We start from the raw sequence: 17,762 nt of genomic DNA on the forward strand, positions 1-17,762 counted from the left end.
GCCATAGTGATCCCCGAATCGAAAGATGTATCGAGCAACCAGGATGAGCGTGGACACGAGCGAGAGCAGCGGCGAGAGCGGTACGGACAGCGGCACCGCGACGCCCGGCAGGAGCACCGGAACGACCGGCGGAGGCATTGGAGCGACCGGCGGAGGCACCGGGACGGCCGACGGGAACGCCGGAACGGCCGACGGGAGCGCCGGCGCCGGGCGGACCGGTCGCTCCGGATGGCGCCGGTGGGCCATGGACACCAGGCCGCTGCGCCGCCCCGCCTACCGCCGGCTGTGGTCGTCGACCGCCGTCACCGCCGTGGGCAGCCAGCTCACCGCGGTCGCCGTGCCCAAACAGATCTACGACATCACCGGCTCCTCGGCCTGGGTCGGCTACGCGAGCCTCGCCGGCCTGCTGCCCCTGGTGGTCTTCGCCCTGTGGGGCGGTGCGATCGCCGACAGCATGGACCGCCGCAAGCTGCTCCTCGTCACCAACACCGGCATAGCCGTCACCTCGCTGCTCTTCTGGGCCCAGGCCGTCACCGGACTGGACTCGGTGCTCGTCCTGATGGTCCTGCTCGCCCTGCAGCAGGCGTTCTTCGGCCTCAACTCCCCGGCCCGCAGCGCGTCCGTCGCCCGGCTCGTCCCGGCGGACGAACTGCCCGCCGCCAACGCGCTCGGCGCGACCGTCATGCAGACCGGCTCGGTGGCCGGGCCGATGCTCGCCGGCGCGCTCATCCCCCTCGTCGGGCTGCCGGAGCTCTATCTGATCGACGCCCTCGCCCTGTGCGTCACCGTGTGGGCCGTCCTGCGGCTCCCCGCGCTGCCACCCCTCGCGGGAGCGGCCTCCGGGCGCGCCGGCCTGCGCGAAGTGGTGGCCGGCTTCCGCTACATCGCGCTGCACAAGGTGCTGTTGCTGTCCTTCCTCGCCGACATCATCGCCATGGTCCTCGGCATGCCGCGTGCCCTGTTCCCGCAACTCGCCGCCGAGACGTACGCCTCCTACGGGGAGGGGCTCGCGCTCGGACTGCTGTTCGCGGCGATCCCCGTCGGCGCGGTCGTGGGCGGGCTGATGTCGGGCACCTTCTCCCGCGCCCGCAGACACGGCCTGATGGTCATCGTCTCCGTCGCGGCCTGGGGCGCGGCCATCGCCGGGTCCGGCCTCAGCGGCAGTCTGTGGCTCGCCGTGGCCTTCCTCGCCGTGGCCGGGGCCGCCGACATGGTCTCCATGGTCTTCCGCGGCGCGATCCTGCTGTCCGCCGCCACCGACGAGATGCGCGGACGGCTCCAGGGCGTCTTCACCGTCGTCGTCGTGGGCGGCCCGCGTGTCGCCGACGTACTGCACGGCACGGCCGGTTCGGCCTTCGGAGCACCCGCCGCGGTCGCCGTCGGCGGCCTGCTGGTGATCTTGGCGGTGCTTGTGCTCGCTTTTGTCACACCGGCCTTGAGGCGTTACACAATCTGAATCTGAAAAACGACCATGGTGGTTCTAGAGTGACCGCCATGGTGGACACGCGGCCCACGTCGGCCTTCCACGCGCAGAACATCAGCGCGGACAGCACTGCTCGTCTGGTGGGCGCCCTCGACGCCCAGGACGTCAACGACGGTGTGCAGCGGCTGCGTTCGTGGGCGCACGCGGCCCTGGCCGTACGGCCGGGAGAACGGGCGCTCGACATCGGCGCGGGCACCGGATCGCAGACTCGGCGCCTCGCGGCGGCCGTTGGTCCCCGCGGCAGGGTGCTCGGCATCGAGCCCAATCCCGGACTGCGTGCCGTGGCCGAGCAGCGCGGCACCGAGGAGCGCAGCGCCGCGCGCTTCGCCGACGCCGACGCCCTCTCCCTGCCGCTGCCCGACGCCACGGTCGACGTGGTGTGGTGCGAGCGGGTGCTCCAGCACCTCGTCGAGCCGGAGAAGGCCGTCTTCGAGATAGCGCGTGTACTGCGCCCCGGCGGACGGGTCGCCCTGCTGGACACCGACTGGGCGACCACGATCCTGCACCCCGGCGACCCCGAGACGATCGCCGCGCTCACCACCGGCGCGCTGTCCGCGGCCGCCGACCCGTACTCCGGACGCAAGCTGGTGGGACGGCTGACGGCCGCCGGGCTGGTGATCGACGACCGTGGGTCGCAGGCCCTGCTGCAGGACCACAAGTCGGTCGCCTGGCCGCTCATCCGGATGCTGGGCGATTCGGCGATGAGTCGTGGACTCATCGGCGAGGCGCAGCGCGACCGCCTGTACGAGGACCTCGCGGAAGCCGCGCGACAGGGCGGCCTGCACATGTCCGTGACGATGTTCGGGGCGGTGGCGCACCGCCCCGAATGACCGGGCCGGGGCTCGGGGCGCCGCACCCGGATCCACCGGGCCCAGGATCATGGCGTAGCGCCCGGATTGAACCGGAATACAATGGAATGGCCGTCGCTGACGGGCCAGTACGCATTTTTCCCCTGGCATTGGGGGTACGCGAACACCATGTACACCGCGAGCCAAGATCTGATCGCAGCGAGTTCCTCGCTGAACGCGGGTGCCGCCTTCATCGGCGGCCTCGTCATCGCCGGCGCCCTCGTCTGGGCCGTCCGGATGGGCATCCGGGTGCGGAACCTGGAATCGCGCCCGCCCACGGCCGAGGAGCAGCCCAGGCTGCCCGAGACCGGTGCGGTGCACGAGGAGCGCGAGATACGTGAACCCGACGAGGTGCCGCACGCCGCGGACGAGAGTGAGCGGCTGATGCCGTACAACATGCACTCCGCGGGAACCAAACACGCCGATGACCAGCACCGCAAGCGCTGGCAACCAGGATCCAGCGGATCCTTCGGCAGCGGCGGACCCGGCAGGACCTGACGCAGGACCTGACCGGGACGCGAAGGGGCCGACCGTCGCGAGCGGCCGGCTCCTTCACGTGCGCGGACGGGACCGGTCGCGCACGCGGCAGACCGGCCGCCGGCCCCTCAGCCGGCCGGCGCCCGGGCGATCAGGGACTGCAGGTACAGCCCGCGGTGGGCGTCGAGCGCTCCCGGCCGGCCCGAGCGGACGGCGGCGGCGAACTCCCGGCGCAGCACGGGCCAGGACTCCTCGTGGTCGAGCTCTCCGGCGTCGAGGACCAGCTCGGGATGCCGCCCGAACAGCTCCACGCGGACGATGCCCCGCTCCACCTCGACCGAGCCCGACAGGGAGGCCTGGCTCACGGCGCCGCCCTCGTGCTCACAGGTGAGTTCGAGCCAGCGGCGCGGGTCCCCGGCGCCGCGCACCCGGACGATCGGCCCCAGGGCCGCGTCCAGCAGATCGAGGAGGTGCGGACCGAGGTCCAGCAGCGCCCCGTGCTCGAGCCGCCACGGGGTCGCGAAGTCGCCGCCCAGGAAGGCGCCGCTGACACCGCAGGACCGCGCGCCCGAGACGTCCAGGGCCCGCGCCTTCGCGAGGAACCGCCGGGTGGCCGGGTGATAGCGGTTCGTGAGGACGAGCTGCGAGACCACGCCCGACGCGTCGATCGCGTCCACGAGCCGCCGCGCCGCGGCCAGGTCGAGCGCGAGCGGCTTCTCCAGGAGCAGGGCCTTGCCCGCCTCGGCGGCCCGGACGGCGAGTGCGGCCTGCACCGAGGGCGGAACCGAGAAGGCCACCGCCTCGCAGCCGTCGAGCAGCTCCTCGAACGTCGCGGCGGTGTCCGCGCCGTACGGGGCCGCCGTCTCACGGGCGGCCTCCGGCCGGCGTGCCCACACCGACGTCAGCAGTGTCTCGGGCCCGGCGGCGAGCACCCGCGCGTGCACGGCCCGCGCCCAGGGCCCCGCGCCGACGAGCCCCACCCTGACGGGAGCGTGGTTCCAGGTGGGCGAGGTGGTGGTCACGGCATCTCCTCTGCGCTGTACGGGGCCTGACGCGCCGCCGGTCGGCCGGCGCCGACGCCGGGAGCGGCGGCCGGACGGCGGATCCTCGGGCGTGTGGACAGACTTCACCACGGCGTTCCGGTGCCCGGCCAGTGGAGCAAGGCCTCGCGCCCGTGCCGCACGGCCCCGCGGGGCACACGGGGGCGCGGGAGCCCGGCGCTCGAACGCGGAGAGCGCGCCTCTGTCGGTCCGGGCCCGCCGCACGCCATCATGCCGGACATGGATCCCACACAGGACAAAGCAGGCGTCGGGGACGGTACGGGCCTGCCCGCGCTGCCGGAGGACTGGGAGAGGTGTCTCGCCGTGGCCGCGCACCCGGACGACATCGAGTACGGCACGGCCTGCGCCGTCGCGCGCTGGACCGCGCAGGGCAAGCAGGTGAGCTATCTGCTGGCGACCAGGGGAGAGGCCGGCATCGACGGCCTGCACCCGGACCGGGCGGCACCGCTGCGCGAGGCCGAGGAACGGGCCGGCGCACGGCAGGTCGGCGTCGAGACCGTCGAGTTCCTCGACCACCGCGACGGCGTCGTCGAGTACGGCATCGGGCTGCGCCGGGAGATCGTGCGCGCGATGCGCCGGCACCGGCCCGAGGTCGTGGTGTCCGGCGCGTTCACGGTACGGATGGTCGGCGGCATGACCAACCAGGCGGACCACCGGGCCGTGGGCCTGGCCGCCCTCGACGCGGCACGCGACGCCGGGAACCGCTGGATCTTCCCCGAACTCGCCGACGAGGGCCTGGAGCCCTGGAACGGCATCCGGATGGTGTGCTTCGCCGGAGCGGAACGACCCACCCACGGCGTCGACGTCACCGGCGAGCCCCTCGAGCGCGGCATCGCCTCGCTGGAGGCGCACGCCGAGTACACCAAGGGCCTGGGAGAGGGCGCCTTCGAACCGCGGCCGTTCCTGACCTGGATGTCCGGCATGGGCGGCGCGGCGCTCGGCGTCGAGTCCGCCGTCCTCCTCGACGTCCACCAGCTCATCCCGGACGGTCCGCCGCCCTGGGTGTGAGCGCTCCGGGGCCGACCACCGGGACGGACCCGGCCGCGGTCACCGGGACGGACCCGGCCCCCGAGCGGCCCGCTCCCGGCGGTGCCCTCGCGGGCCCGCGCTCCACGGACACGACATGACCCGATCGTGTGAGGGCCGGGCGGGCGGGGGCTCATAGGCTGTGCGCGAGCGATCACCGTCTGACCGGAGGAGCGAACGTGAGACCACGCCCGTACGAGGCCGCACGGAGCACAACCGTCCTGCGCCGCGAAGCAGTCGTCGCGGCCGTCCCCGTCGCGCTCGCCGCGCTGCTCATCGCGGCCGGGCCCGCCACGGCGGCCGGGAGCACGGGTTCGGCCGGCGCGGGAGACCCGTACTTCCCCCTCTCGGGCAACGGCGGCTACGACGTCCGCCACTACGATCTGACGCTCGGCTACGACCCGCGCGGCCGCCACCTCGACGGCAAGGCGGTCGTCACCGCCAGGGCCACCCAGCGGCTGACCCGGTTCGACCTCGACCTCAGCGGACTGAAGGTCACCGGCGTCACCGTCGGCCACGCCAAGGCGGCCTTCCGGCGCGACGGCCGGGAACTCGTGGTCACTCCCCGGAACGCCCTGCGCAAGGGCCAGGAGTTCCGCGTCACCGTCACCTACTCCGGCACCCCGAAGCCGGTCACCGACCCCGACGGTTCCTCCGACGGCTGGATCCCCACGGACGACGGAGCGTTCGTGGCCGGCGAGCCCCAGGGTGCGATGACCTGGTTCCCCGCCAACGGCCACCCCACGGACAAGGCGTCCTACGACTTCACGCTGACCGTCCCGAAGGGGCGCACCGCCGTCGCCAACGGCGTCCTGCTCGGGCAGCGCACCGCGAACGGCCGGACCACCTTCCGCTGGCGCCAGTCCGAGCCGATGGCGGCCTACCTCGCCACGGCGACCGTCGGCACGTTCAAGGTCGAGCAGTACACCACCCGCGACGGCATCAAGGTCTACAACGCGGTCGATCCCCGCGAGGCGGCCGCCGCCGCGCCGGTGGTCAAGAAGCTGCCGTCCGTCCTGGCCTGGGAGAGCAAGCTCTTCGGTCCCTACCCCTTCAAGGCGGCCGGGGCCATCGTCGACCGGGCCCCGGAGGTCGGCTACGCCCTGGAGACCCAGACCCGTCCCGTGTACGACTCCGCGCCCGACCTGGCCACCCTCGTCCACGAGAGCGCCCACCAGTGGTTCGGCGACTCCGTCACCGTGACCCGGTGGAAGGACATCTGGCTCAACGAGGGCTTCGCCACCTACGCCGAATGGCTGTACGCCGAGCAGCACGGCGGCACGAGCGCGCAGAAGGCCTTCGAGGCGCTGTACGTCACCCCCGCGGGCAAGGACCTCTGGGCGTTCCCGCCCGGCGACCCCGGCAGCGGCGAGCACATCTTCGACACGCCGGTCTACGCCCGCGGGGCCATGGTCCTGCACAAGCTGCGCACGGCCGTCGGCGATCCCGCGTTCTTCCGTATCCTGCGCACCTGGGCCACCGGCCACCGCGACGGGCACGGCACGACGGCGCAGTTCGTCCGGCTCGCCGAGCGGGAGTCCGGCAAGGACCTCACCGGACTCTTCCACACCTGGCTCTTCACGTCGGGCAAGCCCGCCTCGCCCTGAGGCGGGCTTCCCGGCCGCGGCTGCGGTCCGGCTCAGGCCGGCCGCAGCCACACCGTCGCCAGCGGCGGCAGCGTCAGCTCGATGCTCGTCGGACGGCCGTGCATGCCGATCGCCTCGGCCTTGACGGGCTCGGGGTGGACGACGTCGCCGCCGCCGTAGCGGAGGCTGTCCGTGTTGAGGACCTCCTGCCAGGCGGGGACGTCCTCGGGGACGCCGAGGCGGTAGCCGTGGCGTACGGCGGGGGAGAAGTGGGAGACGGCGAGGAGCGGGGTGCCGTCGGCCGCGTGGCGCAGGAAGGCGAAGACGTTGTCGTCGGCGGCGTCGCCGACCACCCACGTGAACCCGGACGGGTCGGTGTCGCGTTCCCACAGTGCGGGTTCGCCGCGGTAGAGGGTGTTGAGGTCGCGGACGAGGTCCTGGACCCCGCGGTGGTCGCCCGCGGCGCAGTACTCCGGGTCGAGGAGCCACCACTCGGGGCCCTCGGCCTCCTTCCATTCCCCGCCCTGCGCGAACTCCTGCCCCATGAAGAGGAGTTGCTTGCCGGGGTGGGCCCACATGAAGCCGAGGTAGGCGCGGGCGTTCGCGCGCCGCTGCCACCAGTCGCCGGGCATCTTGGAGACGAGCGCCTGCTTGCCGTGCACGACCTCGTCGTGGGAGATCGGCAGGACGTAGTTCTCGCTGTAGGCGTACACCATCGAGAAGGACATCTCGTCGTGGTGGTACTTGCGGTGGATCGGCTCGTGCTGCATGTACTCCAGCGAGTCGTGCATCCAGCCCATGTTCCACTTGAGGCCGAAGCCGAGCCCCCCGTCGGACGTCGGACGCGTGACACCGTCCCAGGCGGTGGACTCCTCGGCGATCGTGACGACGCCGGGGTTGCGGCGGTAGACCGTGGCGTTCATCTCCTGGAGGAACGCCACCGCGTCGGGATTGTCCCGCCCGCCGAATTCGTTGGGGGCCCACTGGCCCTCTTCGCGGGAGTAGTCGAGGTAGAGCATGGAGGCGACGGCGTCGACGCGCAGGCCGTCGATGTGGAACTCCTCGCACCAGTAGGTGGCGTTGGCGACGAGGAAGTTGCGGACCTCGCGGCGGCCGTAGTCGAACTCCAGGGTGCCCCAGTCGGGGTGGTGGGAGCGCCGCGGGTCGGCGTGTTCGTAGAGCGGGCGGCCGTCGAACTCGGCCAGGGCCCAGTCGTCGCGGGGGAAGTGAGCGGGGACCCAGTCCATGAGGACGCCGATCCCGGCGCGGTGGAGGGCGTCGACGAGGTGCCTGAAGTCGTCGGGGGTGCCGAGGCGCGCGGTGGGGGCGTAGAAGCCGGTGACCTGGTAGCCCCAGGAGCCGCCGAAGGGGTGCTCGGCGACCGGCATGAGCTGGACGTGGGTGAAGCCGAGGTCGGTGACGTAGGCGGGGAGCTGGTCGGCCAGCTGGCGGTAGGTCAGGCCGGGGCGCCAGGAGGGCAGATGCACCTCGTACACCGAGAACGGCGCCTCGTGGACCGGCCGGCGCGTCGCCCGCTCCTTCATCCACTTCGAGTCCTGCCACGTGTACGACGACCGCGTCACGATCGAGGAGGTCGCCGGGGGCGCCTCGGTGCGGCGGGCCATCGGGTCGGCGCGCAGCGTGCGGGAGCCGTCGGGCCGCGTGATGTCGAACTTGTAGAGCGTTCCCTCGCCCATGCCGGGCAGGAACACCTCCCACACGCCGGACGATCCGAGCGAACGCATCGGGAACCCGGCGGCGCCGTCCCAGTGGCAGAAGTCCCCGCAGACCCGGACCCCGCGGGCGTTCGGGGCCCACACGGTGAAGCGCGTGCCGCTGGCGCCCTGGTGCTCCATCGGTTCGGCGCCGAGCGCCCGCCACAGCTCCTCGTGCCGGCCCTCGCCGATCAGATGCAGGTCGAACTCGCCGAGCGCGGGCAGGAACCGGTAGGGGTCCTCGGTCTCGAACTCGGTGCCGTCGTACGTGACCACCAGGGTGTACGCGGGAATCGTGCCGTGGGGCAGGACGGAGCCGAAGAATCCGTCGCCGAGGTCCTCCAGCGCCGTACGGTTCCCGTCCACGACCACCGCCACCCCCCGGGCGTGCGGCCGCAGCGCCCGGATCACCACTCCGCCCGGCACCGGATGGGCACCGAGCACCGCGTGCGGATCGTGATGGGCGCCGGACAGCAGCCGCTCCCGGTCCGTGGGGTCCAGCGCGGCGGGCTGCGCGGACGGGGCGGCGGGCTTGGCCCGTCGTGCGCGGGTGGATGCGGTGCGGGTCACGGCTTGGCCTCTCGGGGTGGGGTGGTGGGGGTGGTCGTCGGGACGGTCGGGGTCGGTGGTCGGGCGGGGCGGGGTCAGGAGCGGTCGGCGAGTCGTCCGACCGCCGCCATCGGGACGGGCAGCCAGTCGGGCCGGTGCCGTGCCTCGTAGAGCACCTCGTACACGGCACGGTCCGTCTCGTAGGCGCGCAGCAGTTCGGGTTCCTCGCGCGGGTCCCAGGCCGCGGCGTCGGCGTAGCCCGCGCAGAAGGCCCCGCGGCAGCGCTCCGCCCACTCGGGACGCCAGGGCTGCCGGGAGCGGGCCGCGTAGTCGAAGGACCGCAGCATGCCCGCGACATCGCGTACGGGCGACTGGACACGCCGACGTTCGCTGATCGGGCGGGCCGGTTCACCCTCGAAGTCGATCACCGACCAGCGCCGTCCGGCCCGCAGGACCTGGCCGAGGTGGAGGTCGCCGTGGATGCGCTGGGCCGGGCGGACCGCCGCGTCCAGGGCGGCGAGCGCGTCGAACGCCGACCGCAGCCCGGCCGCGTGCGGGCGCAGTTCGGGGACGGAGCGCGCGGCGGCGTCCAGCCGCTCGTGCATCGCCTCGGCGAGCCGGCGGTTGCGGTCCGGGCTCGGCGTGTCCACGGGGAAGGCCGTGGCCAGGGCCAGATGCACCTCGGCGGTGGCACGGCCCAGTTCGAACGCCTCGCCCGTGAAGTCCTGCCGCGAGCCGAGGGACTCGAGCGCCAGTGCCCAGCCGTCGGCGGCGTCGCGCAGATACGGCTGGAGGACGCCGAGGGTCGCCTCCTGCGGCTGCGTCGTCCGGAACCACGCGGCCGGCGCGGGGACGCGGTCGCAGCCCTGCCGGGCCAGGGCGCGCGGTACTTCCAGGTCCGGGTTGATGCCGGGCTGCACGCGCCGGAAGACCTTCAGTATGAACGCGTCCCCGTAGACCAGTGAGGTGTTGGACTGCTCGGCGTCGAGGAGGCGCGGTGCGAGACCGGAGGGCACCGTCACCGCGGGATCGGCCTCGAACAGTAGCGGACCCGCGGTACCCGAACGGCGCAGCCGCTCCAGGAGCAGTCCGGCGGCCTTCGGGTCGTGGAAGGCGTCGTACACGGTCAGCCCGGCCAGCGGACCGGTCTCCACCCGGCCGATGGCGGCGGGGGCGAGCCGCGGCGGCAGGACCTCCCGGACACCGAGGAGCAGTTGGTAGCAGTCCTCGGCCGCGGGCGAGTCCGCGCTGCCGTGCGAGGGCGGGCCGAGGTGCTCGGTGCGGACCAGCAGGTGCAGGCAGCCGGGGTACAGCTCGGTCGTCGACAGCAGTGTCACATCCGCCACGGGCCTGCCCTTGCCCGCGAACCAGCGCTGCCGGGGCAGCCAGGCCCGCAGCAGTTCGGCCAGCGGGGTGAGCAGCGGTGCGGTGTCGAGGCCGCTCGGACGCTGCAGAGCGGTGTTCGCCATGACGGCACGTCCTTTCAGGGGCGGGCGGGCTGTCGAGGGGTACGCGTTCACGGGCGCCTCGTGGCGGCGGGCCCGACCGCGGGACGCAACCGGAACCAGTAGAAGCCGTGGCCGGCGAGGGTGAGGAGGTAGGGGAGTTCGCCGATGGCGGGGAAGCGGACGCCGCCGATGAGTTCGACGGGGTGCCGGCCGTTGAATTCGCGCAGGTCGAGTTCGGTGGGCTGGGCGAAGCGGGAGAAGTTGTGGACGCACAGGACGAGGTCGTCCTTGTATTCGCGCAGGAAGGCGAGGACGGCGGGGTTGGTGGAGGGCAGTTCGGTGTAGGAGCCGAGTCCGAAGGCGGTGTTCTGTTTGCGGATCTCGATCATGCGGCGGGTCCAGTGCAGGAGCGAGGAGGGTGAGGACATGGAGGCCTCGACGTTGGTGACCTGGTAGCCGTGGACGGGGTCCATGATCGTGGGGAGGAAGAGGCGGCCGGGGTCGCTGGAGGAGAAGCTGGCGTTGCGGTCGGGGGTCCATTGCATGGGGGTGCGGACGGCGTCGCGGTCGCCGAGCCAGATGTTGTCGCCCATGCCGATCTCGTCGCCGTAGTAGAGGATCGGGGATCCGGGCAGGGAGAGCAGCAGGGCGGTGAAGAGTTCGATCTGGTTGCGGTCGTTGTCCAGGAGGGGGGCGAGGCGGCGGCGGATGCCGATGTTGGCGCGCATACGCGGGTCTTTGGCGTATTCGGCGTACATGTAGTCGCGTTCTTCGTCGGTGACCATTTCGAGGGTGAGCTCGTCGTGGTTGCGCAGGAAGATGCCCCATTGGCAGGAGGCGGGGATGGTGGGGGTCTTGGCGAGGATCTCGGAGACGGGGTAGCGGGACTCGCGGCGCACGGCCATGAAGATGCGGGGCATGACGGGGAAGTGGAAGGCCATGTGGCATTCGTCGCCGCCGGAGGGGAAGTCGCCGAAGTAGTCGACGACGTCCTCGGGCCACTGGTTCGCCTCGGCCAGCAGCACCGTGTCCGGATAGTGCGTGTCGATCTCCTTGCGCACCCGCTTGAGGAACTCGTGGGTCGCAGGAAGGTTTTCGCAGTTCGTCCCCTCCACCTGGTACAGATACGGCACCGCGTCGAGGCGGAAGCCGTCGATGCCCAGGTCCAGCCAGAACCGCAGCGCGGAGATGATCTCCTCCTGGACGGCGGAGTTCTCGTAGTTGAGGTCGGGCTGGTGGGAGAAGAAGCGGTGCCAGTAGTACTGCTTGCGGACGGGATCGAAGGTCCAGTTGGAGGCTTCGGTGTCGACGAAGATGATGCGGGCGTCCTGGTACTGCTTGTCGTCGTCGGCCCAGACGTAGTAGTCGCCGTAGGGTCCGTCCGGGTCGGAGCGGGATTCCTGGAACCACGGGTGCTGGTCGCTGGTGTGGTTCATGACGAAGTCGATGATGACGCGCATGCCGCGTTGGTGGGCGGCGTCGACGAACTCGACGAAGTCGGCGAGGTCGCCGAACTCGGGGAGGACGGCGGTGTAGTCGGAGACGTCGTAGCCGCCGTCGCGCAGGGGGGATTTGAAGAAGGGGGGCAGCCACAGGCAGTCGACGCCCAGCCATTGGAGGTAGTCGAGTCGGGCGGTCAGGCCTTTGAGGTCGCCGATGCCGTCGCCGTTGCTGTCCTGGAAGGAGCGGACCAGGACCTCGTAGAAGACGGCGCGTTTGAACCACTCGGGATCGCGGTCCTTGACCGGGGTGTCCTCGAACGTGTCCGGGACGGGCTCATTGAGCGTCATGCGGGGACCCTCCGATCAGCGGTGCCGGGCCGACTGCGAGCACATGTGCACCGCCCGGACCCAGGCGCACATAGTTGGTCCTGCCCCAGTTGTAGGTCTCGCCGGTGAGCTCGTCGCGCACCGGAAAGCGCGCGTCCTCGCTCGGAGCGAGTCGCGGCATGTCCAAGGACACTGTCGCCTGCCGGGTGCGGTGGGGGTCCAGGTTCGCCACGACGACCACCGTGTCGTCACCCGAACGCTTGCTGTACGCGATCACGGCATCGTCGTCGACCTGGTGGAATCGAAGATTCCGTATCTCGTGGAGAGCCCTGTGGTCCCGTCTGATCGCGTTGAGCCGGGTGATCAGGGGGATGATGGTGCGGCCCTCGCGTTCGGCGGCGGCCCAGTCGCGGGGGCGGAGCTGGTACTTCTCGGAGTGGAGGTATTCCTCGCTGCCGGGGCGCTGGGGGGTGTTCTCGCACAGTTCGTAGCCGCTGTACATGCCCCAGGCGGGGGAGAGGGTGGCGGCCAGGACGGCGCGCAGTTCGAAGGCGGGGCGGCCGCCGTGCTGGAGGAACTCGTGGAGGATGTCGGGGGTGTTGACGAACAGGTTGGGGCGCATCCGGGCGGCCGAGTCGCCGGCCAGTTCGGTCAGGTAGTCGGTGAGTTCCTCCTTGGTGTTGCGCCAGGTGAAGTAGGTGTAGGACTGCTGGAAGCCGATCTCGGCCAGGGTGCGCATCATGGCGGGGCGGGTGAAGGCCTCGGCCAGGAAGATGACGTCGGGGTCGGTGGCGTTGACGTCCGCGATCACCTGTTCCCAGAACATCACGGGTTTGGTGTGCGGGTTGTCGACGCGGAAGATCCGCACCCCGTGGTCCATCCAGAACCGCAGGATCCGTACCGTCTCGCGGACCAGGCCCGGCATGTCGCGGTCGAAGGCGATCGGATAGATGTCCTGGTACTTCTTGGGCGGGTTCTCCGCGTGGGCGATGGTGCCGTCGGGCCGGTGATGGAACCACTCCGGGTGCTTGTCCACCCACGGGTGGTCCGGGGAGCACTGCAGCGCGAAGTCCAGCGCGATCTCCAGCCCCAGCGCGGCGGCCCCGGCGACGAAGGCGTCGAAGTCCTCCATCGTGCCCAGGGCCGGGTGGAGCGCGTCGTGACCGCCCTCGGGCGAACCGATCGCCCACGGCACCCCCACGTCCTCGGGCCCCGCCGACAGCGTGTTGCCCGGACCCTTGCGCCAGGTGGTCCCGATCGGATGGACCGGCGGCAGATACACGACGTCGAAACCCATCCGCGCGATCGCCGGCAGCCGCCCGGCCGCACTGCGCAGCGTCCCGTGCACCGGCACATCCACCCGCCCGCTCTCCGAGCGCGGGAAGAACTCGTACCACGACCCGAACAACGCCCGCTCCCGCTCCACCAGCAACGGCAACGCCTCCGACGACGTCACCAGCTCACGCAACGGACACCCCGCCAGCACGGCCGTCACTTCCGGGGCCAGGGCCGCCGCGAGACGGTCGGCCGGGGGCAGGGAGTCGTCGCGCAGGGCGGCCGAGGCCGCCAGGACCGTGTCCCGGCCGGCGGCCTCGGGAACGCCCGCGGCCGCCCGCTCGTGGAGGGCGGAGCCCTCCTCCAGCACCAGCCCGACGTCGATCCCGGCCGGGACCTTGATCTCGGCGGAGCGCCGCCATCCGGTCACCGGATCGCTCCACGCCTCCACCGTGTACGTCCAGCGGCCCGTTCCCGACGGGGTGACATGGGCGCCCCAGCGGTCGGTGCCGGGGGCCAGCTCCCGCATCGGCGTCCACGGGCCGGGGCGGCCGTCCGGATCACGCAGGACGACATTGGCGCCGACCGTGGTGTGGCCTTCACCGAAAAGGGTGGCGGTGACCTGGAAGGTCTCGCCCACCACCGCCTTGGCGGGCCGTCTGCCGCATGCGACGAGCGGCCGCACATCCATGACGGGTATGCGGCCGGTCTCCGTGTGCGCGTCCATGCCTCTCGCCTCCGCGGTTCTGGGCCCGAATCGTCGTTGCCGCGAAAGGCCCTTTCGGTGTGGTCCTCCAGGACCGTCGTTCAGATGCGTGCCGGAACGTCCTGCAGGTAGACCTCGGCCGCGTTCGCCGCCTCCCGCGCGCAGCGCTTCCCCATCAGGACGCACAGGGTGTATCCGGTGTTCTCGAAGTTCCCCCGCACCACACGGTCGGCGGGAGTCGCGAGAAGCAGGCGTTCCCACGCCCGGTAGCGCTCCAGATGTCTGGCGACCTCGGCTTTGGCAGGCAGCAGCATCACGCTGGTCACCTTCCCGATCTCTCGACCGCGCACGGCTCGCCTGGCCGGCGGATGAGGGCCGTACGCGAAGGGGAGCCGGTCCGGCACGGATCGACACCCTCACTCATGGTGCCCGTACGGCGACCGAGCGTCTTGTTGGCTCTTCAACCACATCGGGGTCGCGCTCGTGTTGCACGAATGGAGTAGCCCTCTCATGCTGAGGGTGACTCAGGAGCGGCGAGTGCTCACGCTCAGCGATCGGGGCCCGGTCCCGCAGGGGGCGAGAGCGAGCGAGAGCTTCGCCGGTGAGGAGCCAACGATGAAAGCCGCAGTCCCCTGCTACTACCACCTGGACGTGGAGCTCAGCCAGGAAAGGGTCGGACAGGTCAGGCGGATCCTGGCCGCACACCTCCGGTACTGGAACCTGGAGAACCTCGTCGAGTCCGTCTGCCATTGTGCGGAAGCACTGCTCCGCACCATCGAGCAGCACTCGGCGGACAAGAACACGACGATCGAGATGTGGTGGAACGGCCGACGGCTGTTCGCCGCCGTCTCGGACAGCAGTCAGGACATCCGCCCGCACCGGGCGCCGCAGGGATGCCTGGCCCAGATCGCGGCCCTGAGCGACGGCTGGGGCTGCTGTGCCACGGACGCCGGCGGGAAGATCATCTGGTCCTCGTGGCGGGCCCGCGCCGCCGATCACGCCCCGCTGGACCCGCCGGTGCCCGCGCCCTGTCTGCGTGAGGCGCGGTCGACGCCCCTGTACGCGGTGCTGCCGGAGCCCGCGCTCGTCGCCGGACGCGACGAGGCCGAGCCGGCCGCCTTCCACGGGTGAGCCGCCAGCGGGCCCGTCCGTGCCGCCCGATCGTGTCGCCGAGCGCGTCGGTCCCCGTGGACCGGCGCGCTCGGCGACGTTCACCGGGACTGTCGTGAGCCGGTGCGCCGCGGGCGGCCCGGGTCGCCGAGCCGGGCGGATGGCGCGGGGTTAGGCTGGTCTTTGATCGGGCTGAAACGGGCACATCGGACCCATCGGCGGGAGCCGGCCCGGGCGCCGGGACCTGGGGCGGTCTCCAGATACGGGGATGCGCATGTCCACCACACCGGTACAAGCGGCACGCCAGGAACTGTCCGCGTTCAAGGGGCAGTTGATCGGCCCGGAGGATTCCGGGTACGACGAGGCGCGTGCCGTCTACAACGCGATGATCGACCGGCGGCCCGCCCTGGTGGCGCGCTGCACCTCCGCGGAGGACGTCGCCCAGGTCATCGGCTTCGCCCGCGACCACGCGCTCCCGCTCGCGGTGCGCGGCGGCGGTCATCACGGCGCGGGCCTGAGCACCTGCGACGACGGAGTGGTCCTCGACCTCTCCCCGCTGAAGGACATCGAGGTCGATCCGGCGGCCCGCACGGTACGCGTCGGCGGCGGCTGCCTCCTGGGCGAGGTCGACCGGGCCACCCACGAGCACGGCCTGGCCACACCGAGCGGCATCATCTCCACCACGGGGGTCGGCGGCATCACCCTCGGCGGCGGCCTCGGCCATCTCACCCGCAAGTTCGGGCTGGCCATCGACAACCTGCTGGAGGCCGAGCTGGTCCTGGCGAACGGCGAACACGTCCGGGCGAACGCCGACGAGAACACCGACCTCTACTGGGCGATCCGCGGGGGAGGCGGCAACTTCGGCGTCGTCACCTCGTTCCTCTTCCGGCTGCACGAGGTGAGCACGGTCGTCGCGGGTCCCACGTTCTGGCCCGTCGAGAGCGGTGCCGAGGTCCTCGCGGCCTACCGTTCCTTCATCCACCAGGCGCCGCGTGAACTCGGTGGTTTCTTCCTCTTCGGCTCGGTCCCGCCGGGGCCGCCGTTCCCGGAGGAGATGCACCTGAGGAAGGTCTGCGGTGTGCTGTGGTGCCGCGTCGGGGACGACACCGAGGCGGCGGCCCGGGAGATGGCCCCGCTGCTCGACGCCCTGCCCGACCCCCTGCTGCACGGCCCCGCGCCGATGCCGCACCCGGCCATCCAGTCCGCGTTCGACGGCGTCTACCCGCCCGGCGACCAGTGGTACTGGCGAGCGGGTTTCGTCGACGAGCTCCCCGGCGAGGCCGTCGAACTGCACGCCAAGTTCGGTGCCGAGATGCCGACCTGGAAGTCGACCATGCACCTCTACCCCATCGACGGAGCCGTCCACGACGTCGGTCCGACGGACACCGCGTGGGGCTACCGCAATTCCGGCTGGGCCGCCGTCTACGCCGGTGTGGATCCCGACCCGGCCAACGCGGAGGTCGTCAAGCGGTGGAGCGTCGACTACTCCGACGCCCTCTTCCCGTACTCCGCGGGCGGCGCGTACGTCAACATGGTGATGGCCGAGGACCAGGAGGGCGTCCGGGCGAGCTACAGCGGCAACTACGAGCGGCTGGCCGGGGTGAAGGCCGAGTACGACCCCGCCAACCTGTTCCGGCTGAACCAGAACATCGAGCCGGCGTCGAGCGACTGACCCGCCGGGCGGGCCCGTTCACGGCTTGCGGGCCACGCCCCCGTGGACGTCCGTGGGCTCGGGCGACGTACCGGGCTCCGGACGCCACAGGGGGCAGGACACGATGCCGGGTTCCACCACGTCCAGGCCCTCGTAGTACGCGCCGATCTGTTCGGGGCTGCGCAGCACGTACGGGATCGCGCCCGTGTCGTCGTAGCCCTGCTGGGCCTCCTTGAGCGCCGCGTCGGTGTCCGTGCTGTCGTAGTGCACGAAACAGCTTCCGGAGGGCAGGGCGGCCTGCAGGCGCCGGACGATCGACCGGGCCTCCTCGTAGTCCTGGACGTGGCCGAGGATGCCCATCAGCATCAGGGCGACGGGCCGGGAGAAGTCGAGGATCCGGGACGCCGCCTCGATGATCTTCTCGGGCTCGCGCAGGTCCGCGTCGATGTAGTCGGTGACGCCCTCGGGCGTGCTCGTCAGCAGGGCCTGGGCGTGGCGCAGCACCAGCGGGTCGTTGTCCACGTAGACGATGCGGGAATCGGGCGCCACGCGCTGGGCGACCTGGTGGGTGTTGTCGTACGTGGGCAGGCCGGTGCCGATGTCGAGGAACTGGCGGACGCCGAGCTCGCCGGCCACGAAGGTGACGGTACGGATCAGGTAGTCGCGCGAGGCGCGGGCCATGGTCTCGATGTTCGGCGCGAGTTCGCGGTACGCGTCCCCGGCCGCCCGGTCCACCTCGTAGTTGTCCTTCCCGCCCATCCAGTAGTTCCAGATGCGGGCCGAGTGCGGCACCGTGGTGTCGATCCTGGACAGCGCGTCCTGGTCGGGGACGGGGCGGTCGGCCATCGGGGTCCTCCTGCCGTACGGCACGCGGTCGGCTTCCCACGTTAGCGTCAACGGACTTGCGGGAAAGCCGAGTTGTCGGATCGCCCGAGCGGGATCGTGGGCGACGCGGCGGTCCGTGGACCAGCTCGTGGACGAGACCGCCGTCGACGGGCGGCCGGCTTCGCCGGTGTGGGAGGACAACCCGCACGGCGGGAGGGTGCGTGCGGGTTGTC

General features: G+C 71.7%; 13 protein-coding genes and 1 pseudogene. 7 read left to right on the forward strand and 7 right to left on the reverse strand.

Going from position 1 to position 17,762, the window contains the following annotated elements; genetic code table 11:
• The first annotated feature begins 25 nt into the window (after window positions 1–25).
• From ACICHK_RS36175 to ACICHK_RS36185, 3 genes are all read left to right on the forward strand, one after another.
• Window positions 26–1,456, forward strand: coding sequence for an MFS transporter (locus ACICHK_RS36175; RefSeq protein ID WP_406840239.1), 1,431 nt, complete (start codon window positions 26–28; stop codon window positions 1,454–1,456).
• A gap of 38 nt (window positions 1,457–1,494) precedes the next feature.
• Window positions 1,495–2,313, forward strand: a complete 819-nt coding sequence (locus ACICHK_RS36180; RefSeq protein ID WP_151473938.1) for a methyltransferase domain-containing protein — start codon at window positions 1,495–1,497, stop codon at window positions 2,311–2,313.
• Window positions 2,314–2,460: 147 nt separating this feature from the next.
• A complete protein-coding gene (locus ACICHK_RS36185) occupies window positions 2,461–2,829 on the forward strand; it encodes a DUF6479 family protein (RefSeq protein WP_406840240.1) in 369 nt (122 codons plus the stop codon).
• Window positions 2,830–2,936: 107 nt separating this feature from the next.
• On the opposite strand, the gene ACICHK_RS36190 is transcribed toward ACICHK_RS36185, so the two are convergent.
• A complete protein-coding gene (locus tag ACICHK_RS36190) occupies window positions 2,937–3,830 on the reverse strand; it encodes a Gfo/Idh/MocA family protein (RefSeq protein ID WP_406840241.1) in 894 nt (297 codons plus the stop codon).
• Window positions 3,831–4,088: 258 nt separating this feature from the next.
• On the opposite strand from ACICHK_RS36190, the gene ACICHK_RS36195 reads away from it, so the two are divergent.
• Both ACICHK_RS36195 and ACICHK_RS36200 read left to right on the forward strand, forming a co-directional pair.
• Window positions 4,089–4,877, forward strand: a complete 789-nt coding sequence (locus ACICHK_RS36195; RefSeq protein WP_406840242.1) for a PIG-L deacetylase family protein — start codon at window positions 4,089–4,091, stop codon at window positions 4,875–4,877.
• Window positions 4,878–5,074: 197 nt separating this feature from the next.
• A complete protein-coding gene (locus tag ACICHK_RS36200; RefSeq protein WP_406840243.1) occupies window positions 5,075–6,502 on the forward strand; it encodes a M1 family metallopeptidase in 1,428 nt (475 codons plus the stop codon).
• 32 nt (window positions 6,503–6,534) lie between these two features.
• Here the strand turns inward: ACICHK_RS36200 and glgB are convergent, their stop codons facing one another.
• The 5 genes and pseudogenes from glgB to ACICHK_RS36225 form a co-directional block, all read right to left on the reverse strand.
• Window positions 6,535–8,892 carry a 1,4-alpha-glucan branching enzyme gene (gene glgB, locus ACICHK_RS36205; protein WP_406841411.1) on the reverse strand — a complete coding sequence of 786 codons (2,358 nt, stop codon included), beginning with the start codon at window positions 8,890–8,892 and terminating at the stop codon, window positions 6,535–6,537.
• Window positions 8,841–10,214: a maltokinase N-terminal cap-like domain-containing protein gene (locus ACICHK_RS36210; RefSeq protein ID WP_406840244.1), complete on the reverse strand. Its 1,374-nt coding sequence runs from the start codon at window positions 10,212–10,214 to the stop codon at window positions 8,841–8,843. The genes glgB and ACICHK_RS36210 overlap by 52 nt, the downstream gene beginning before the upstream one ends.
• Window positions 10,215–10,261: 47 nt before the next feature.
• Window positions 10,262–11,983: a maltose alpha-D-glucosyltransferase gene (gene treS, locus ACICHK_RS36215; protein WP_406840245.1), complete on the reverse strand. Its 1,722-nt coding sequence runs from the start codon at window positions 11,981–11,983 to the stop codon at window positions 10,262–10,264.
• Complete coding sequence (locus tag ACICHK_RS36220) at window positions 11,970–13,964, reverse strand: alpha-1,4-glucan--maltose-1-phosphate maltosyltransferase (RefSeq protein ID WP_406840246.1); 1,995 nt, start codon at window positions 13,962–13,964, stop codon at window positions 11,970–11,972. Before ACICHK_RS36220 ends, treS begins: the two co-directional genes overlap by 14 nt.
• A 101-nt stretch (window positions 13,965–14,065) precedes the next feature.
• Window positions 14,066–14,257: pseudogene (locus ACICHK_RS36225) on the reverse strand (DUF5133 domain-containing protein); the annotation flags it as partial.
• Between the two features lie 301 nt (window positions 14,258–14,558).
• On the opposite strand from ACICHK_RS36225, the gene ACICHK_RS36230 reads away from it, so the two are divergent.
• Both ACICHK_RS36230 and ACICHK_RS36235 read left to right on the forward strand, forming a co-directional pair.
• Entirely contained in the window at window positions 14,559–15,074 is a 516-nt protein-coding gene (locus tag ACICHK_RS36230; protein ID WP_192582572.1) for a pep a2, read from the forward strand.
• Window positions 15,075–15,327: 253 nt separating this feature from the next.
• Window positions 15,328–16,725: an FAD-binding oxidoreductase gene (locus ACICHK_RS36235; RefSeq protein WP_406840247.1), complete on the forward strand. Its 1,398-nt coding sequence runs from the start codon at window positions 15,328–15,330 to the stop codon at window positions 16,723–16,725.
• An 18-nt stretch (window positions 16,726–16,743) separates the two neighbouring features.
• Here ACICHK_RS36235 and ACICHK_RS36240 read toward each other — a convergent pair whose 3' ends face one another.
• Entirely contained in the window at window positions 16,744–17,550 is an 807-nt protein-coding gene (locus ACICHK_RS36240; RefSeq protein WP_406840248.1) for an SAM-dependent methyltransferase, read from the reverse strand.
• Window positions 17,551–17,762 lie beyond the last annotated feature (212 nt).

It is taken from the genome of Streptomyces sp. AHU1, assembly GCF_045343905.1.
Lineage (GTDB): Bacteria > Actinomycetota > Actinomycetes > Streptomycetales > Streptomycetaceae > Streptomyces > Streptomyces triticiradicis.

What these genes read in the sequence shown, in the direction of transcription:
- ACICHK_RS36175 (WP_406840239.1), top strand. Translation starts at nt 26, where the DNA reads ATGTATCGAGCAACCAGGATGAGCGTGGACACGAGCGAGAGCAGCGGC.
- ACICHK_RS36180 (WP_151473938.1), top strand. Translation starts at nt 1,495, where the DNA reads ATGGTGGACACGCGGCCCACGTCGGCCTTCCACGCGCAGAACATCAGC.
- ACICHK_RS36185 (WP_406840240.1), top strand. Translation starts at nt 2,461, where the DNA reads ATGTACACCGCGAGCCAAGATCTGATCGCAGCGAGTTCCTCGCTGAAC.
- ACICHK_RS36195 (WP_406840242.1), top strand. Translation starts at nt 4,089, where the DNA reads ATGGATCCCACACAGGACAAAGCAGGCGTCGGGGACGGTACGGGCCTG.
- ACICHK_RS36210 (WP_406840244.1), bottom strand. Translation starts at nt 10,214, where the DNA reads ATGGCGAACACCGCTCTGCAGCGTCCGAGCGGCCTCGACACCGCACCG.
- treS (WP_406840245.1), bottom strand. Translation starts at nt 11,983, where the DNA reads ATGACGCTCAATGAGCCCGTCCCGGACACGTTCGAGGACACCCCGGTC.
- ACICHK_RS36220 (WP_406840246.1), bottom strand. Translation starts at nt 13,964, where the DNA reads ATGGACGCGCACACGGAGACCGGCCGCATACCCGTCATGGATGTGCGG.
- ACICHK_RS36230 (WP_192582572.1), top strand. Translation starts at nt 14,559, where the DNA reads ATGAAAGCCGCAGTCCCCTGCTACTACCACCTGGACGTGGAGCTCAGC.
- ACICHK_RS36235 (WP_406840247.1), top strand. Translation starts at nt 15,328, where the DNA reads ATGTCCACCACACCGGTACAAGCGGCACGCCAGGAACTGTCCGCGTTC.
- ACICHK_RS36240 (WP_406840248.1), bottom strand. Translation starts at nt 17,550, where the DNA reads ATGGCCGACCGCCCCGTCCCCGACCAGGACGCGCTGTCCAGGATCGAC.